Annotated in this window: 13 protein-coding genes; 1 reads left to right on the top strand and 12 read right to left on the bottom strand. The window is 33.8% G+C overall.

The features are described from left to right. Positions 1 to 69: 69 nt before the first annotated feature. The 7 genes from ACOOWA_RS15740 to ACOOWA_RS15710 all read right to left on the bottom strand — a co-directional run bounded on the left by ACOOWA_RS15740 (position 70) and on the right by ACOOWA_RS15710 (position 3,847). Positions 70 to 351: a hypothetical protein gene (locus tag ACOOWA_RS15740; protein WP_421376654.1), complete on the bottom strand. Its 282-nt coding sequence runs from the start codon at positions 349 to 351 to the stop codon at positions 70 to 72. A 10-nt stretch (positions 352 to 361) separates the two neighbouring features. Continuing rightward, complete coding sequence (gene yidD / locus ACOOWA_RS15735) at positions 362 to 658, bottom strand: membrane protein insertion efficiency factor YidD (protein ID WP_421376653.1); 297 nt, start codon at positions 656 to 658, stop codon at positions 362 to 364. Continuing rightward, a complete protein-coding gene (locus tag ACOOWA_RS15730) occupies positions 630 to 896 on the bottom strand; it encodes a hypothetical protein (protein WP_421376652.1) in 267 nt (88 codons plus the stop codon). The genes yidD and ACOOWA_RS15730 overlap by 29 nt, the downstream gene beginning before the upstream one ends. 62 nt (positions 897 to 958) lie before the next feature. Then, the gene (locus tag ACOOWA_RS15725) at positions 959 to 1,126 is read right to left on the bottom strand and encodes a hypothetical protein (RefSeq protein ID WP_421376651.1); all 168 of its coding nucleotides are present in this window, start codon (positions 1,124 to 1,126) and stop codon (positions 959 to 961) included. 128 nt (positions 1,127 to 1,254) lie between these two features. Then, on the bottom strand, positions 1,255 to 1,917 hold the full coding sequence (locus ACOOWA_RS15720; protein WP_421376649.1) for a DNA-binding response regulator: 663 nt from the start codon (positions 1,915 to 1,917) through the stop codon (positions 1,255 to 1,257). Further along, positions 1,910 to 3,574, bottom strand: coding sequence for a tetratricopeptide repeat protein (locus tag ACOOWA_RS15715; RefSeq protein WP_421376648.1), 1,665 nt, complete (start codon positions 3,572 to 3,574; stop codon positions 1,910 to 1,912). The genes ACOOWA_RS15720 and ACOOWA_RS15715 overlap by 8 nt, the downstream gene beginning before the upstream one ends. Positions 3,575 to 3,637: 63 nt before the next feature. Then, positions 3,638 to 3,847: a hypothetical protein gene (locus ACOOWA_RS15710; RefSeq protein ID WP_421376647.1), complete on the bottom strand. Its 210-nt coding sequence runs from the start codon at positions 3,845 to 3,847 to the stop codon at positions 3,638 to 3,640. A gap of 378 nt (positions 3,848 to 4,225) precedes the next feature. Here ACOOWA_RS15710 and ACOOWA_RS15705 point away from each other — a divergent pair, with 378 nt between their 5' ends. Beyond that, positions 4,226 to 5,011 carry a hypothetical protein gene (locus ACOOWA_RS15705; RefSeq protein WP_421376645.1) on the top strand — a complete coding sequence of 262 codons (786 nt, stop codon included), beginning with the start codon at positions 4,226 to 4,228 and terminating at the stop codon, positions 5,009 to 5,011. A gap of 35 nt (positions 5,012 to 5,046) precedes the next feature. On the opposite strand, the gene msrA is transcribed toward ACOOWA_RS15705, so the two are convergent. From msrA to secA, 5 genes are all read right to left on the bottom strand, one after another. Then, positions 5,047 to 5,601 carry a peptide-methionine (S)-S-oxide reductase MsrA gene (msrA, locus tag ACOOWA_RS15700; RefSeq protein WP_421376644.1) on the bottom strand — a complete coding sequence of 185 codons (555 nt, stop codon included), beginning with the start codon at positions 5,599 to 5,601 and terminating at the stop codon, positions 5,047 to 5,049. A 383-nt stretch (positions 5,602 to 5,984) separates the two neighbouring features. After that, complete coding sequence (locus ACOOWA_RS15695) at positions 5,985 to 6,953, bottom strand: ROK family protein (RefSeq protein WP_421376643.1); 969 nt, start codon at positions 6,951 to 6,953, stop codon at positions 5,985 to 5,987. An 81-nt stretch (positions 6,954 to 7,034) separates the two neighbouring features. Further along, on the bottom strand, positions 7,035 to 8,243 hold the full coding sequence (locus tag ACOOWA_RS15690) for a PepSY-associated TM helix domain-containing protein (RefSeq protein WP_421376642.1): 1,209 nt from the start codon (positions 8,241 to 8,243) through the stop codon (positions 7,035 to 7,037). A gap of 122 nt (positions 8,244 to 8,365) precedes the next feature. Continuing rightward, complete coding sequence (locus ACOOWA_RS15685) at positions 8,366 to 10,516, bottom strand: TonB-dependent siderophore receptor (protein WP_421376641.1); 2,151 nt, start codon at positions 10,514 to 10,516, stop codon at positions 8,366 to 8,368. A 144-nt stretch (positions 10,517 to 10,660) separates the two neighbouring features. Beyond that, positions 10,661 to 13,735 (bottom strand): preprotein translocase subunit SecA, encoded by a 3,075-nt coding sequence (gene secA / locus ACOOWA_RS15680; RefSeq protein ID WP_421376640.1) that lies wholly within the window; start codon positions 13,733 to 13,735, stop codon positions 10,661 to 10,663. Between the last annotated feature and the right edge of the window lie 65 nt (positions 13,736 to 13,800).

Genomic DNA, 13,800 nt, shown 5'->3' with positions numbered 1-13,800 from the left:
AAAAAGACGAATGCAGGATTCGCCTTTTGGTTATATAGAAATGTGTTTTTGTTTTATTTAAACAGATTATTAATTACAACCTGAACAATATGATCTATCAACATATTGTTTGCTATTTCCGGTATAGTAATAGCATCCACCTCTTTTCCCGACATATAAAGAGTTACCATTGTAAGTGCAATCTTTACTCCTTGATGCGGTTGCTGATCTTTTTGATTTACTTTTTTTGCTTTTCTTTTTCGGTTTTGTTGTTGAAAATTCTGTTTTAGCAGTTGAGTTTTCTGCAGCTATAAAGTTTGCTGGTAAAAATAAGCCTAATCCTAAAAGGCTTGTGAATAGTAGTTTTTTCATGGGATTGATGTTAATTTATATTATGTTTTGTTATAAATCTCTCTGAAATTTCATTTTCATCAAGAATCTGATTGTTTGGTAAGATGATTTGACGATTTCCTGTGGTTGGGTTCTCAATAAAATGAGTTCCAGATCTGCAATTTTCGAATCTATATTTAAATGCTTTTAAACCGGAAATAATTCCATTGTTTGTTGTTGCTTCATAAACATATTTTGAACAACTCTTTTTGAAAATACATTTTCTTCTTTTTGAAGCAGGGATTATTAGCCAGTACATTTTAATGCTTAATAGCAGGAAATATTTCATTTGTTTCTTTTGTAAAAACAACCACTTGATAAGATGTCATATATCCAGGTTTTTGCTGACCTATTCCAAAACAACCTTCTACAGGCTGAATGTATGTTGAGACACTTTCTAATCTTAGATATTTCCAACCCTGTGCAGACTGAACAAGTATTAAATTTTCTAATTGTTGGGCAATGATGCTTGAACTCATGTTTTGTTGATTGGCTGTTGCAACAAATGGGACTACTTTGTATTCCATAATTGATTCTGATTTTAGTTTTTAAAATCCAGTGGCTAATTTGAGTAGCCACTGGGTAAATTTTAAGCGTATAGGATTAATTCCCAAGTAACTGCTTTTCCATCGTAAGGTGGCATCCTATTACCATTTGAGATAGGTGCAGTTGTAGACGGATTTCCTACAACTTTCCAAACTCCTGATTCTGGACATGTTTCGCCAGTTTTCGCTGTTGTTCCTAACGGTTTTTTCATAATAAAACGTTTTTAATTGTTTAACACTCCAAAAGTATAACTCTTTAGAAACCAATCCTTACGGGAAACCGTAAAATGAAAAAACCTTTCAAAATTTTGAAAGGTTTTGTATAGGTAATGGAGAAAGTCTAGATAATCCCTAAATCTTTGCAAATGACGACCAATTCGATGTTATTTTTTGCATTAAAGATTTCACGAAGCTCATTCAGCCTTTTTTCAATGGAACTTTTACTGTTTGGAGTGATATTATTTTGTTTAAAATGATCTTCAATTTCACTTTGAGTAAAGCCTTTTGAAAGTAAAGTCAAAAGTAATTCATCATTCTCGGTAATTTCAAGATGAGTATTTCTAATGGAGTTTAAGATTTCCTGAGGAATCACGGTTTCACCTTTAAAAACCTTTTTAATTGTATTCCTAAGCTCTTTACCGTCATTTCTTCCTTTGCTTACAAAACCGTCAATCAATGAAATCTTGAAAAGATCATCTATTATTTTCGGTTTGTTTTCAATAGAAAATGCTATAATTTTCAATTGAGGATGAATGTCTCTTACGATACCAATTAATTCCTGACCAGATTTTAGTGTTTGCGGAAAATGATCTTTGTCAAATGACAGGTCTGTAATAAGCAAATCATAAGGTTCGTTTTCAGCATCTGCAGTTTTTATTTTATGTAATGCTTCATCACAATAGCTCACAAAGTCATAATGGTTGATTTGTAATTCTTTAAGTGCATTTACCACACCCAAATTTCTCACTTCGTGATCTTCGGCAATAAGGATTTTTTTAAACATATTTAGAATGTATTGGAATGGTTATTTTAATAATTAAACCTCCCGTAGGATTTTCTTCAAAAATAACATCTCCTCCGATTGTGTCAATACGGTTTTCCGTATTGCGAATTCCTGCACCTCTTTGGATATCTAAATTTTTAATGCCCTTTCCATTGTCGGTGTAAGTAATATAAAGTGCATGATCATTTTTTTCAAATTTTAAAACGACCAACTTGGCATCACTGTGCTTCTTCATGTTGACCAAAATTTCCCTTACAACGTAAAATAGTTCCGACTGAGTGTTTTGAGGAATGTTTTCCCATATATTTTCTACATATTTTATTGGAATAACTTTTTGTTCTTCCGTGTAATATGAATTAATCATTTTGCTGAATCGTTTGTAAAAATCTATCTCAGTCAATTTGTCATGCGAAATATCTCGAGATTCTTCGTACATTTTTTCCATGTCGTTTAAGATTTTCATCTTGTCAATATTAGGATTGTTTTCGATCTCAATCATCAGATGATAAAGACCATTGGCAACAACATCATGTACTTTTTTGGAATATTTGAGCTCTGTGTTTTTTATTTCGAGCTGTTTTTCCTGTTCTTTTTCACGGCGAATATTTTTCTTCCTTTTTTCGTTCCAGAAGAAGCCTGTTGCTAATAATAAGATTAAAAATGCGATTCCAATATTTTGCTGAAATGCTGTTTTTTCTAAAATTTGGTTTTGAGCATTTTTTTGTTCAACATCATACCTCACTATGGCAAATTGATTTTTCGCTTTATTCCTCGAAGTCTGTAAACTGTCATTTAATTTTTGAAATCTATTAAAATATTTTAAGTAGTTTTTTTCATCTAAATCGATAATTTTCTGTAATGCTTCAAGCTGATCGTCGGGACTTTCATTTTTTTCAGCTCTGTCTAGCATCAATTTTGCGTAAAATAATGATTGGGCTTTATCTTTATTTCTGAAAAAATCTGCAAGAGTCGCAAAACTGGAATTTAGACCTAAAGAATCCTTTTTTGCTTTTCTAATTTGTAATGCTTTCTCTAATTCAGGGATTGCATTATAGTTTGAGTTTCCTAGAAATTTGGCTTTTGCTAAATTATTCAAAACCCGGGCATAACTGATACTGTCTTTTGTTTTTAAAAGTCTTTTTAAAAGTTTTATTGCTGATTCAGGTTTGTTTTGTAGAATCAAAGCATCACTTATATTATTATTAATAATTGACTTATATTCATCTTTGTTGGTTGTCTCTAAAGCATCTTGATAGTACTTTTCTGCATCGCTGTAATTTTTTAATGATTTTGAAGATATTGCAAGGTTATTATAATTTGATGAATAAAGATTTTTCACAAAGTTATTTTTCACAGCAGTTTTTAAATATTTATCAGCTTCCAGAGAAGTCTCAATACTACCATAAAAATCTCCTGTGTCAGATTGTATAATTGCCATATTCACCAAAGATCTTGCAGCTCCAACAGAATCTTTTTTATTAAGAAAGTCATTTTTAGCAATATTAAAATAATAAAATGCTGAATCTACGCTTGTATTTTTAAAGTTTTTTGCTTTTTCAAAATTCGGATTTGAAGTAATAATCAGATCTTCCTTAGGGTCATTTTTACAGTGATGCAGTAAGGAAATTAGTAAAATGAAGATTAAAAAATTTTTCATGTTAATAGTTTGCCGCAAAATAAGAAAAAAAGGACAGATTACTAAAAATCTGCCCTTTTATAATTATGGTTTTGTAAAAGGAGGGGGTAATTGCCCTGTGTTTCCACCTGTACCTCCGCCTCCATCTTCTCCAGTTCCAGTTCCCGGATCAAAACCCGTTCCTGTTCCCGGTCCGTTTTGCGTTGTTACTGTATTTCCATTGTTATCACAATTTGTATTTGCATTATTATTTCCGAATGCTAAACCTAATAGCATTAATATTAATTGGATCATTTCCTTTAAATTTTTGAAGTTGAAATTGTTTTTCTTCCTCTCGCAGATACTTTGATCTCGAGCTGTACACGTAAAATTTCGAAGCGCTTCTTAATTTTTTAGGGAAGTGAACCATCAAAAACGGAAGAGAAACATCTGCTTCCCAACCCGGAGTTTTCTTCCGTTTTTTCTGGCGATTTTAGAAATCAGTTTTGTAAGTTTGTTTTTGTAATTGTTTGTTTGTCACTGATTTCTATGGCAAAGATGCAACGCAAAACGGGGCAAGTGTTAGAAAGTTTTTGGAAAGTTTTTGGAAATTTTTTTTGTGTTTTGGAGTACGGAAAACCGTAATGCTATTTTGTAAAAAAGACTTATTTTTTCACCATAATAACCATGAGTATGTCAAAATTTTTACTTGAAAAAAAGAAATTAATTGAAGATGTATACGAAAAAGCTGCAAAAGAGACTACAGAGACGTCTTTTAGTGGAATTTTGCTGCATCTTGAACAAGTTTTAAAAGATGATTTCGAGTCATTGAGTTACAAAACTTTTGAAAATTATTATAAAGCTTTGGTAGAGAATGATGAGGATTATAAAATTAAACCTGCAATTTTAGATAATTTGAGCAACTATTTAGGGTTTGATAGCTTTAGCGATTATTGTTCCGGCTGGAAAAGTTTTGAGTATAAAATAAATCAGGCAATTTCTAAACTTGCTATAACTATTATTAACAAACCCATTTTTACAATGCCTGAATTTCTTACCAAGCAAAATAGCTTAGGAATTGCAGGTTTTGTTGTTGTAGCATTGTTTTTGACAGGGAATATCTACTTATCAAATAAAAAAAATGATAAAGAAAGTACTTCTGCTTTTGGTTTTTTAAGTCCCGTACCAGAAAAGAAAAAAGAATGTATGTATTGGGATAAAAGCGAATATAAGCCAGCATATTGTGATGATAAAGACCCGCAAAAAGATTTGAAACCTATTGATACAGTTGTTATAAAGTATTTTAAAATGATTACCAGAAAAGATACTTTAACTGTTGACAACGCATTTGGAAAAGTTTGGTATTCTAAACAGAATGGAAATGTAGAATTTTTTACAATGGATGGAATAAATCCTGAAAATGGAAAGGATTTACGATTTGCTACCGAATATATGATATACACTTATGGTGGGCAATAAAAAAAGCGAAGAAAAATCTCCGCTTCAATTTTATTTTAGTTCAATTCCAGCATTCCCAATTCTCCGTAATGTTTTTTGAATTTCTGAATTTTCGGGCCAACAACTGCGCTGCAGTAAGGCTGGGTTGGGTTTTCATTATAATATCCTTGATGATATTGTTCTGCTGGCCAGAATTTTTCGAAAGGTGAAAGTTCTGTAACATAAGTTCCCGACCATCTTCCAGATTCCTGAGAAGTTTTGATGGCTTCTTCGGCTTTTGATTTTTCCGCTTCATCTTTGTAATAAATTACCGAACGATATTGTGTTCCTATATCATTTCCCTGTCTGTTTAGTTGGGTCGGGTCATGAAGAAAGAAAAATACATCCATCAATTGTTCGTAAGAAATAACTGAAGGATCATAAGTGATTTGTACAACTTCAGCATGACCGGTTTCTCCTGTACAAACTTCTTCATAAGTCGGATTGTCTTTATGACCTCCCGAATAACCTGAAATTGCAGATTCTACACCTTTCAGCATATTAAAACAGCTTTCCACACACCAAAAACATCCGCCACCAAAAGTGATCTGCTGTATATTATTTTTATCCATTTTTAAAATTAATTAATGATTAGAATGTTTTCTTTTTTAAGCTGAAAACGAATTCAAAATTATGAAAAAGTTTTTCATTTAAATAAGATTTTATCTTTTAAGAATAAATGACAACAATAGATTTCACAAATCATGGTTATAAATTACATAGTGTTTTTAGCGTACTTAATTTGAAAATATCATTAAATAATCCGAGCTAAACGAACAATTTTATTTGCCACGAATGCACGAATATTTTAAAAATATTTAAAAAACATTCGTGTATTCGTGGTTAAAATGCTTTTCAGTACAATAAAAAAATCTATGAAAATCTGTTTAATCTGTGGAAATTAAAAAAAATAGCACCCCAAAAAGGATGCTCAATATTTTAAATTTAATAAAAGTTATTTTTCCCAGACTAAAGCGCTTGCTCCAAGAATGGCAGCATCAGCCTCATCAAGCTCAGAGAAAACCAATCTTACCTTATTTCTGAAAATCGGAAGAAGATTTCTTTCCATGTGAAGTTTAGCGGGTTTCAAAATAAAATCTCCGGCTTTAATTACTCCTCCGAATAGTAAAATTGCTTCCGGAGAAGAAAACATGACGAAATTTGCCAAAGCTTCACCCAATTTATGACCGGTATATCTGAAAACTTCAATCGCAACCGCATCTCCCTTTAAAGCACATTCATGAACGGTTTTAGAATTGATTGACTCTTCTGGAAACTGATTCAGCATCGAATCCGGGAATTCTGCTCTCATTTTTTTGGCTGTAATCGCAATTCCTGTGGCCGAAGCATAAGCTTCAAGGCTTCCTTCAGAACCTGTGCTCCAGTGTTTTCTTCCGCCTGGCTTTACGATTGTGTGACCTAATTCTCCGGCAAAACCATCGTGACCGTAAATTAAATGTCCACCAGAAACAATTCCGCTTCCAACGCCGGTTCCCAAAGTAATCATAATAAAATCTTTCATCCCTCTTGCTGCACCATACATCATTTCGCCTAAAGCTGCGGCATTGGCATCATTGGTCATTTTGCAAGGGCTTTTGAATTTGGCGGTTACCAAATCTGCGAAATTAATTATACCTTTCCAGGGAAGATTAGGAGCGAGTTCTATGGTTCCTCTGTAATAATTTGCATTGGGAGCACCTATACCAATACCTTCAATAATTCCGTCTACTCCATGTTCGTCAATTAAGGGCTTGATATTTTCATATAATGCATCAATAAAAGCTTCCGGCGTGCTGTATTGATCGGTAGGAATTGAGCCTTTAGCTAAAATTTCACCTCTGTGATTTACGAGACCAAATTTGGTATTGGTTCCACCGATATCGATACCTAATGCAACCTGTTTTGACAAATCTACTACTGACATTTTCTTATTGTATAATTTCGAGGCAATAAATTTATAAAAAAGATTGTATTAATAGTCATCAAACCTAATTTATTTGAGAATTCAGATTGCTTTTTTAATCTTTTTTCTTCTTCCCCACCAAATTAAAAATCCTGTTACAGGAAGTGAGGCACAAATTAAGCTGACAATGAATGCAATAATTTTTGTGGGCAATCCTAAAATTGAACCTACGTGAATGTCATAATTGGCTGCAACTGTTTTCTCACCGAAGTTTTTATCTTCATGGTTGTAAGTATGCAAGAGTTCACCTGAATTTTCATCAAAAATTAAACTGCTGTTTTTATGATAAGAATACGAAAGGTGTTTTACAAAAACCGAAAAATTCGGATGTTCGTGATCATCCATGTGCGGATGTCCCAAATCAACTGAAAAGCCGTAAGAATTTGGATATTTTGCCTGAACTGTAGAAATAACTTTGTCTAACGTTGTTTCATTTCTTGCTTCAATCGGAGCTTTTGTAGTGATGTGTGAAAAGTCAGGATATACTGTACTTCCTCCTGAAAATACGAAATACATCATCATTTGTACGATAAGAAATGCATAAAATAAACCTGTAATAGAGAATATTAAAGCAAATATTGATGCATAAAACCCTAAAATATTATGAAGATCGTAGTTTTTTCTTTTCCAGTTTTTGATGTTCTTCCATTTGAATGAAAACCTCTGTTTTCTGGCTGCTTTATTTTTGGGCCACCAAAGAATAATCCCAGAAATCAGCATAATGACAAAAATAATAACAGGAATTCCAACCACATATTTTCCCCAATCCTGCTTTAGCAAAAAGCTCCAGTGAATCATTTTTACAATTTGAAAAAAACCGTTTTTTTCGTCGTAAACCTTTAAAACTTTTCCATCGTATGGATTTACATAAGCCACTTTGTAAATAGGAAATTCATCGAAATAATTCCAGGCTTTTGTATTGTGTTCGTACCAGTAAAACTGATAAGACATTTTCTTGTCAATCGGGACATTTACCCAATGGATTTTATATTTTTCTTTCACCTGAGCATCGACCGCTTTTTCAAGAACACGAATGGGTAAAACCTGTTTTTTAGCAATGTTTTGTTCGTTATGATAGATTACTTCTTTTCGGGTAAAGTTTTCTACTTCGTCCTTGAAGACATATAATGCTCCTGTTATGGAGACAATAAATATAATCAGACCAATTGAAAGACCTAACCAAAGGTGCAGTTTGCCTGTCCATTTTTTGAAAAAGCTTGGTTTCTTTTTGGGGTGATGTTTTTTCTTCATGAAATAGTAAAGTTGTGCAAATATAGGATTTTCTATTTTTATTTAGATTAATTCAAATTAACCTTAAATAAATCTGCCAAACTACACGCGCAGTTTGGCAGATGATATATAATGATTTTAAATTAGAACTTGTAAGCAATCGTTCCTAAGAAATTTGCGAGTATTTGCGGATTGGCAGTAGAATATCCTGTCCAATAATGCTCATTGGTGAAGTTATCTATTTTTACCCCGATTCTGAATTTTTTTGCATCGTAAAATGCATTAGCGTTCAAAACGAAATATTTTGGTAAAATGAAATCTCCAGTTACATTATTGTCACTGGCATAATTTCCACCAAATCCGAATCCGAGACCTTTTATCTTTCCATCAACAAACTGATAAGCCAAATTGAAATTTGCATTCCAGAATGAACCTGCTGTTGTTGGCCTTAAACCTGTTGTTTCATCTATTGTATCATTGTAGGCTAAACCTCCTACTAATGAGAAACCTTTTACAAGATAGGCATTAACTTCCAGCTCAAATCCTTTGCTGAGTGTGGAAGCAGCCTGTTGTTGCACTGAAACAAAATTTGGTGCAAATTCTCCTGTATATAGCAACTGGTTTTTTACTTTGATATTGTAATAAGAAACCGTTGCATTGAATCTGTTTTTGAATAAACTTGCTTTTAGCCCACCTTCAAACTGATTTCCTGTTTCTGCGTCTGATAAAGTAGTATTACCAATCACATCAGAAGTATAGTATCCGTTAGACTTAAAAGAGTTTTGGTAATTTCCAAAGACAGAGAATTTATCTTTCACAATTTCATAAACAATTCCTGCTTTTGGAGAAAATGCAGATTGATTGAATGCTTTCTCGGTATTTGGTCCGGACATTCCACCCAAATAATCATTATTTTCATAACGAAGTCCAGCCATAATATGCAGGTTTGTAATCGGAGTAAATAAGTTGGAGATATATCCTGAATAAGTGTTCAAATCTCGGATATAATCCCAGCTGGAAACATTTGAAGGATTTGAGTAAAGCACAGATAAAGCATCGGCATTCATTCCTGAATAATCTGCACCTGAAGCAGCAACAGTATCAAAATTGAAGTTCAGATATTTGTATTTTAATCTTTCAGTTGTTCTCATATAATCAAAACCAACTACCGTTCTGTTTTTCATTCCATTAGAAAAATCATAATTAAAGTTGAAGTTTTGCTGAACCTGAAACCAAGACTTTTTGCTGCCATTTGTAGATTGGTCTGCTCTTGCAACACTATATGAAGAAGATGCAGTATCGTAAGCAACAGAAAAATATGGGTTGTAACCGTCTGAGTAAGAATCGGAATTATTAATGTAAGTGTTGGATGTGATATTATCATTAATTGTCCATTTTACATTTCCGAAAACATTCGAGTTTCTTGCAGTCATATACAAACCTTTACCGGTATAAGACTCTTTATAATCCAGACCTGCCACTTTTTCCAAGTCTTTCATATTATCAATACCTTTTAGAGTTTTTGGCGAAAGATAGAAGAAATATGGGTTTGCTGTTACACGGTTTCTGAACAATTCGTAATCAACATTCAATTGAATTTTCTCAGAAACATTCCAAGTCAAGCTCGGAGCAAACGTAGTGTATTGATTCTTTGCATCGGGTTTTGTGAAATTTCCATCGTTGGTATAAGCTGTATTAACCCGGAACAGTAAGTCTTTGGTAATCGGAGCATTGATATCTGCAGTTGCTCTGTAAGTATTATAACTTCCGGCAGAAGCCGAAACAGCTCCAAAAAAATTCTGCAGGGGTTTTTTGGTAACTCTGTTAATAAGACCTCCATAAGATGCTACGGTACTTCCATAAAGTGTTCCTACAGGACCTTTTAAAAATTCTAATGTTTCAACATTGATGGCGTCTATTGTAGAAGTTACAGGAGCTACCATACCGTTTCGTGTCGAAGCCTGTGAAGGAAATCCTCTTAAAACGAAATATGAACCTCCATCTCCGGCTCTTCCTGTAGAATTCCACATTTTTTGCAAACCGGTTACATTTCTGTAAGCATCATCCACCGTGAAAATATTTTGATTTTCCAAAATACCTCTGTCGATTGAAGAGTAGACTTGTGGATTTTCAATAAAACTTATTGGCATTTTGTTGGAGGATTCAGTATCAAGTTTTTTCACCATTTTGTTGATGATAACTTCTTCTATTTTTTTTGAGCTTATTGAATCTTTTTCCTGTGCAAATGTTGCAACTGAGCCTAGAACGGAAATACACACCAATACTTTCTTCATAGAATAAAACTTTTTTGCAAATATATTGTTTTTAATTATTCTAAATTAACAATAAATGTGATTTTTGTCAGATTATTAAGAATTATTCCAAATAAAAAATCCTGCTGAAAAACTCAACAGGATTTTTATTATAAAATTCGTTTTCTATGCAGGAATTTCTCCTCTGTATAAGAATGAAATAATTTCTTTATTCATTTTGTCAACCATTTCGCTGAATAGTTGGAAAGATTCCTGTTTATAGATTACCAAAGGATCTTTCTGTTCGTAAACAGCTCCCTGAGAAGATTTTCTCAAATCGTCCATTTCACGAAGGTGAAGCTTCCAGTTTTCATCGATGATTGATAACGTAATATTCTTTTCAAAATCGTTGATTAAACTTTCGCAATGTGTATCGTGAGCTTCTTTAAGATCAGTTACAATCGTAGTTGTTTTAATACCGTCTGTAAAAGGAACCTGAATCATTTTAAACATTGATCCCTGATTTTGATAAACATTCTCAATAATTGGGAATGATTTTTCTTTCAGGAGATTCAGCTTCATGTCATAATCAGCCTGGGCTGCTTTGAAAAGAAGATCTGTCAGTTCAGGAATCTGTTTAGATTTAAAATCGTTTTCAGAAACAGGAGATTCCATCGTGAAATTTTTAATGATTTCAAACTCAAAATCCTTATAGTTTCCGGTTGCTTTACCTTTAGCTACGATAGAATTGGCAACATCAAAAATCATGTTTGTAATATCATACTTCAAATGATCTCCGAATAAAGCATTCTTTCTTCTCTTGTAGATTACGTCACGCTGCTTGTTCATTACATCATCGTACTCAAGAAGCCTTTTTCTGGTTCCGAAGTTGTTTTCCTCTACTTTTTTCTGTGCTCTTTCGATAGATTTAGAAATCATAGAATGCTGAATTACCTCACCTTCTTTATGACCCATTCTGTCCATCATTTTTGCAATTCTTTCAGATCCGAACAAACGCATTAAATTATCTTCCAGAGAAACATAGAACTGAGAACTTCCCGGGTCTCCCTGACGTCCTGCTCTACCTCTCAACTGTCTGTCAACACGTCTGGAATCATGTCTTTCAGTTCCGATAATTGCTAAACCTCCGGATTCTTTTACTTCTTTAGAAAGCTTAATATCGGTACCACGACCTGCCATGTTGGTTGCAATTGTTACAACTCCCGGTTGACCAGCTCCTGCAACGATTTCTGCTTCTTTTTTGTGAAGTTTTGCATTCAACACCTGGTGCTGAATTTTTCTTAAGCTTAATGCTTTCGATAATAACTGTGAAATCTCAACAGAAGTTGTTCCCACCAGTACAGGTCTTCCTGCAGAAGTTAGGTTCTCGATTTCTTCAATTACTGCATTATATTTTTCTCTGTTGGTTTTGAAAACCAAATCTTGTCTGTCATGTCTTTGAATCGGACGGTTGGTAGGAATTACCACAACATCCAATTTATAAATCTGCCAAAGTTCGCCGGCTTCAGTTTCAGCTGTACCCGTCATTCCCGCCAATTTATTGTACATACGGAAATAATTCTGAAGGGTAACAGTTGCAAAAGTCTGAGTTGCCGCTTCAATTTTTACACTTTCTTTAGCTTCAATAGCCTGGTGAAGACCATCTGAATAACGACGACCTTCCATGATACGACCGGTTTGCTCGTCAACGATTTTTACTTCGCCATCAATCACTACATATTCATCATCTTTTTCAAATAATGTATAAGCTTTTAGTAATTGGCTCATCGTGTGAACTCTCTCAGATTTTTCAGCAAAATCAGCAAAAAGTTTTTCTTTAGCTTCAAATTCTTCTTCTTTAGATAAATTTTTAGCCTCAACTTCAGCGATTTCAGTTCCGATATCCGGAAGAACGAAGAAATTGGCATCAGAATTTCCTTGAGACATGTATTCAACACCTTTGTCTGTAAGGTCAACCTGATTATTTTTTTCTTCAATAACGAAATAAAGATCTTTATCTACAATCGGCATATCACGGTTATTATCCTGCATATATTGCGCTTCAACTTTCTGAAGCAATGCGCGGTTTCCGCTTTCCGATAAGAATTTAATTAACTGTCTGTTTTTTGGAAGACCTCTGTAAGCTTGTAGCAATTTGAATCCTCCTTCTTTTGTGTTTCCTGCAGCGATTAATTTTTTAGCTTCATTAAAAATAGCAGAAACTGTTTTTTTCTGTACTTCAACGATTCTGTCAATTGATGGTTTTAAAACATCAAATTCCTGTCTGTCTCCTTGAGGAACCGGACCAGAAATAATCAATGGCGTTCTTGCATCATCTACCAATACAGAGTCAACTTCATCCACAATGGCGAAGTTCAGTTCTCTTTGTACCAATTCTGTAGGTGAAGTCACCATGTTGTCTCTCAAATAATCGAAACCGAATTCATTGTTAGTTCCGTAAGTAATATCTGAGTTGTATGCTTTTCTTCTTCCGTCTGAATTGGGTTGGTGATTATCAATACAATCGATAGACATTCCATGGAACTGATACAATGGTCCCATCCACGCCGAGTCTCTTTTCGCCAGATAATCATTCACGGTTACAACGTGAACTCCTCTTTCAGGAAGTGAATTTAAATAAATAGGAAGTGTACCTACCAAAGTTTTACCTTCTCCGGTTGCCATTTCAGCAATTTTTCCGCTGTGAAGAATTACACCACCAATAAACTGAGTGTCGTAATGCACCATATCCCAAAGTACAGGCGTTCCGGCTGCGTTCCATGAGTTTTTCCAAATTGCCTGATCTCCCTGAATTTCAATAAAATCTTTTCCGGCAGCAGCCAATTCTCTGTCCCAATCTGTTGCTGTTACACGAATTTCTCCGTTTTGAGCCCATCTTCTTGATGTTTCTTTAATCAATGCGAAAGCTTCAGGAAGAACCTGCAAAAGAACTTTTTCTTCTATTTCGTAAGAGTCTTTTTTCAAAGTTTCTATCTTAGAAAACAAAGCTTCTTTCTCATCAACATTGGTAGAATTTTTTATCTGCTCTTTAATTTGTTCTATCTGCGCTGTGATACTGCTTGTCGCTTCTTTAATTTTAGATTTAAATTCAGCGGTTTTTTCTCTCAGACCATCATCAGATAATTCTCCGATTACAGGCTCAACAGCTTTGATTTTTGTTACAACTTTTTTTACTTCCTTTAGGTCCTGCGCTTTTTTGTCTCCCAAAAACCCTTTAAGAACTTTATTTAAAAAACTCATAGTTTGCTATTTGCGATTTGCTTTTAGCTTTTGGCTAATTGCGTTATCTATTTAAAAAAAATTGG

It is taken from the genome of Chryseobacterium sp. GP-SGM7 (assembly GCF_049166575.1).
GTDB lineage: Bacteria > Bacteroidota > Bacteroidia > Flavobacteriales > Weeksellaceae > Chryseobacterium.
The sequence above is the reverse complement of the archived record's forward strand: the minus strand, read 5'-3'. Positions and strand labels throughout refer to the sequence as shown.

Excerpts from the sequence above, each read along its gene's own strand:
- ACOOWA_RS15740 (WP_421376654.1), bottom strand. The coding sequence starts at position 351 with ATGAAAAAACTACTATTCACAAGCCTTTTAGGATTAGGCTTATTTTTA.
- yidD (WP_421376653.1), bottom strand. The coding sequence starts at position 658 with ATGAAATATTTCCTGCTATTAAGCATTAAAATGTACTGGCTAATAATC.
- ACOOWA_RS15730 (WP_421376652.1), bottom strand. The coding sequence starts at position 896 with ATGGAATACAAAGTAGTCCCATTTGTTGCAACAGCCAATCAACAAAAC.
- ACOOWA_RS15725 (WP_421376651.1), bottom strand. The coding sequence starts at position 1,126 with ATGAAAAAACCGTTAGGAACAACAGCGAAAACTGGCGAAACATGTCCA.
- ACOOWA_RS15720 (WP_421376649.1), bottom strand. The coding sequence starts at position 1,917 with ATGTTTAAAAAAATCCTTATTGCCGAAGATCACGAAGTGAGAAATTTG.
- ACOOWA_RS15715 (WP_421376648.1), bottom strand. The coding sequence starts at position 3,574 with ATGAAAAATTTTTTAATCTTCATTTTACTAATTTCCTTACTGCATCAC.
- ACOOWA_RS15710 (WP_421376647.1), bottom strand. The coding sequence starts at position 3,847 with ATGATCCAATTAATATTAATGCTATTAGGTTTAGCATTCGGAAATAAT.
- ACOOWA_RS15705 (WP_421376645.1), top strand. The coding sequence starts at position 4,226 with ATGTCAAAATTTTTACTTGAAAAAAAGAAATTAATTGAAGATGTATAC.
- msrA (WP_421376644.1), bottom strand. The coding sequence starts at position 5,601 with ATGGATAAAAATAATATACAGCAGATCACTTTTGGTGGCGGATGTTTT.
- ACOOWA_RS15695 (WP_421376643.1), bottom strand. The coding sequence starts at position 6,953 with ATGTCAGTAGTAGATTTGTCAAAACAGGTTGCATTAGGTATCGATATC.
- ACOOWA_RS15690 (WP_421376642.1), bottom strand. The coding sequence starts at position 8,243 with ATGAAGAAAAAACATCACCCCAAAAAGAAACCAAGCTTTTTCAAAAAA.
- ACOOWA_RS15685 (WP_421376641.1), bottom strand. The coding sequence starts at position 10,516 with ATGAAGAAAGTATTGGTGTGTATTTCCGTTCTAGGCTCAGTTGCAACA.
- secA (WP_421376640.1), bottom strand. The coding sequence starts at position 13,735 with ATGAGTTTTTTAAATAAAGTTCTTAAAGGGTTTTTGGGAGACAAAAAA.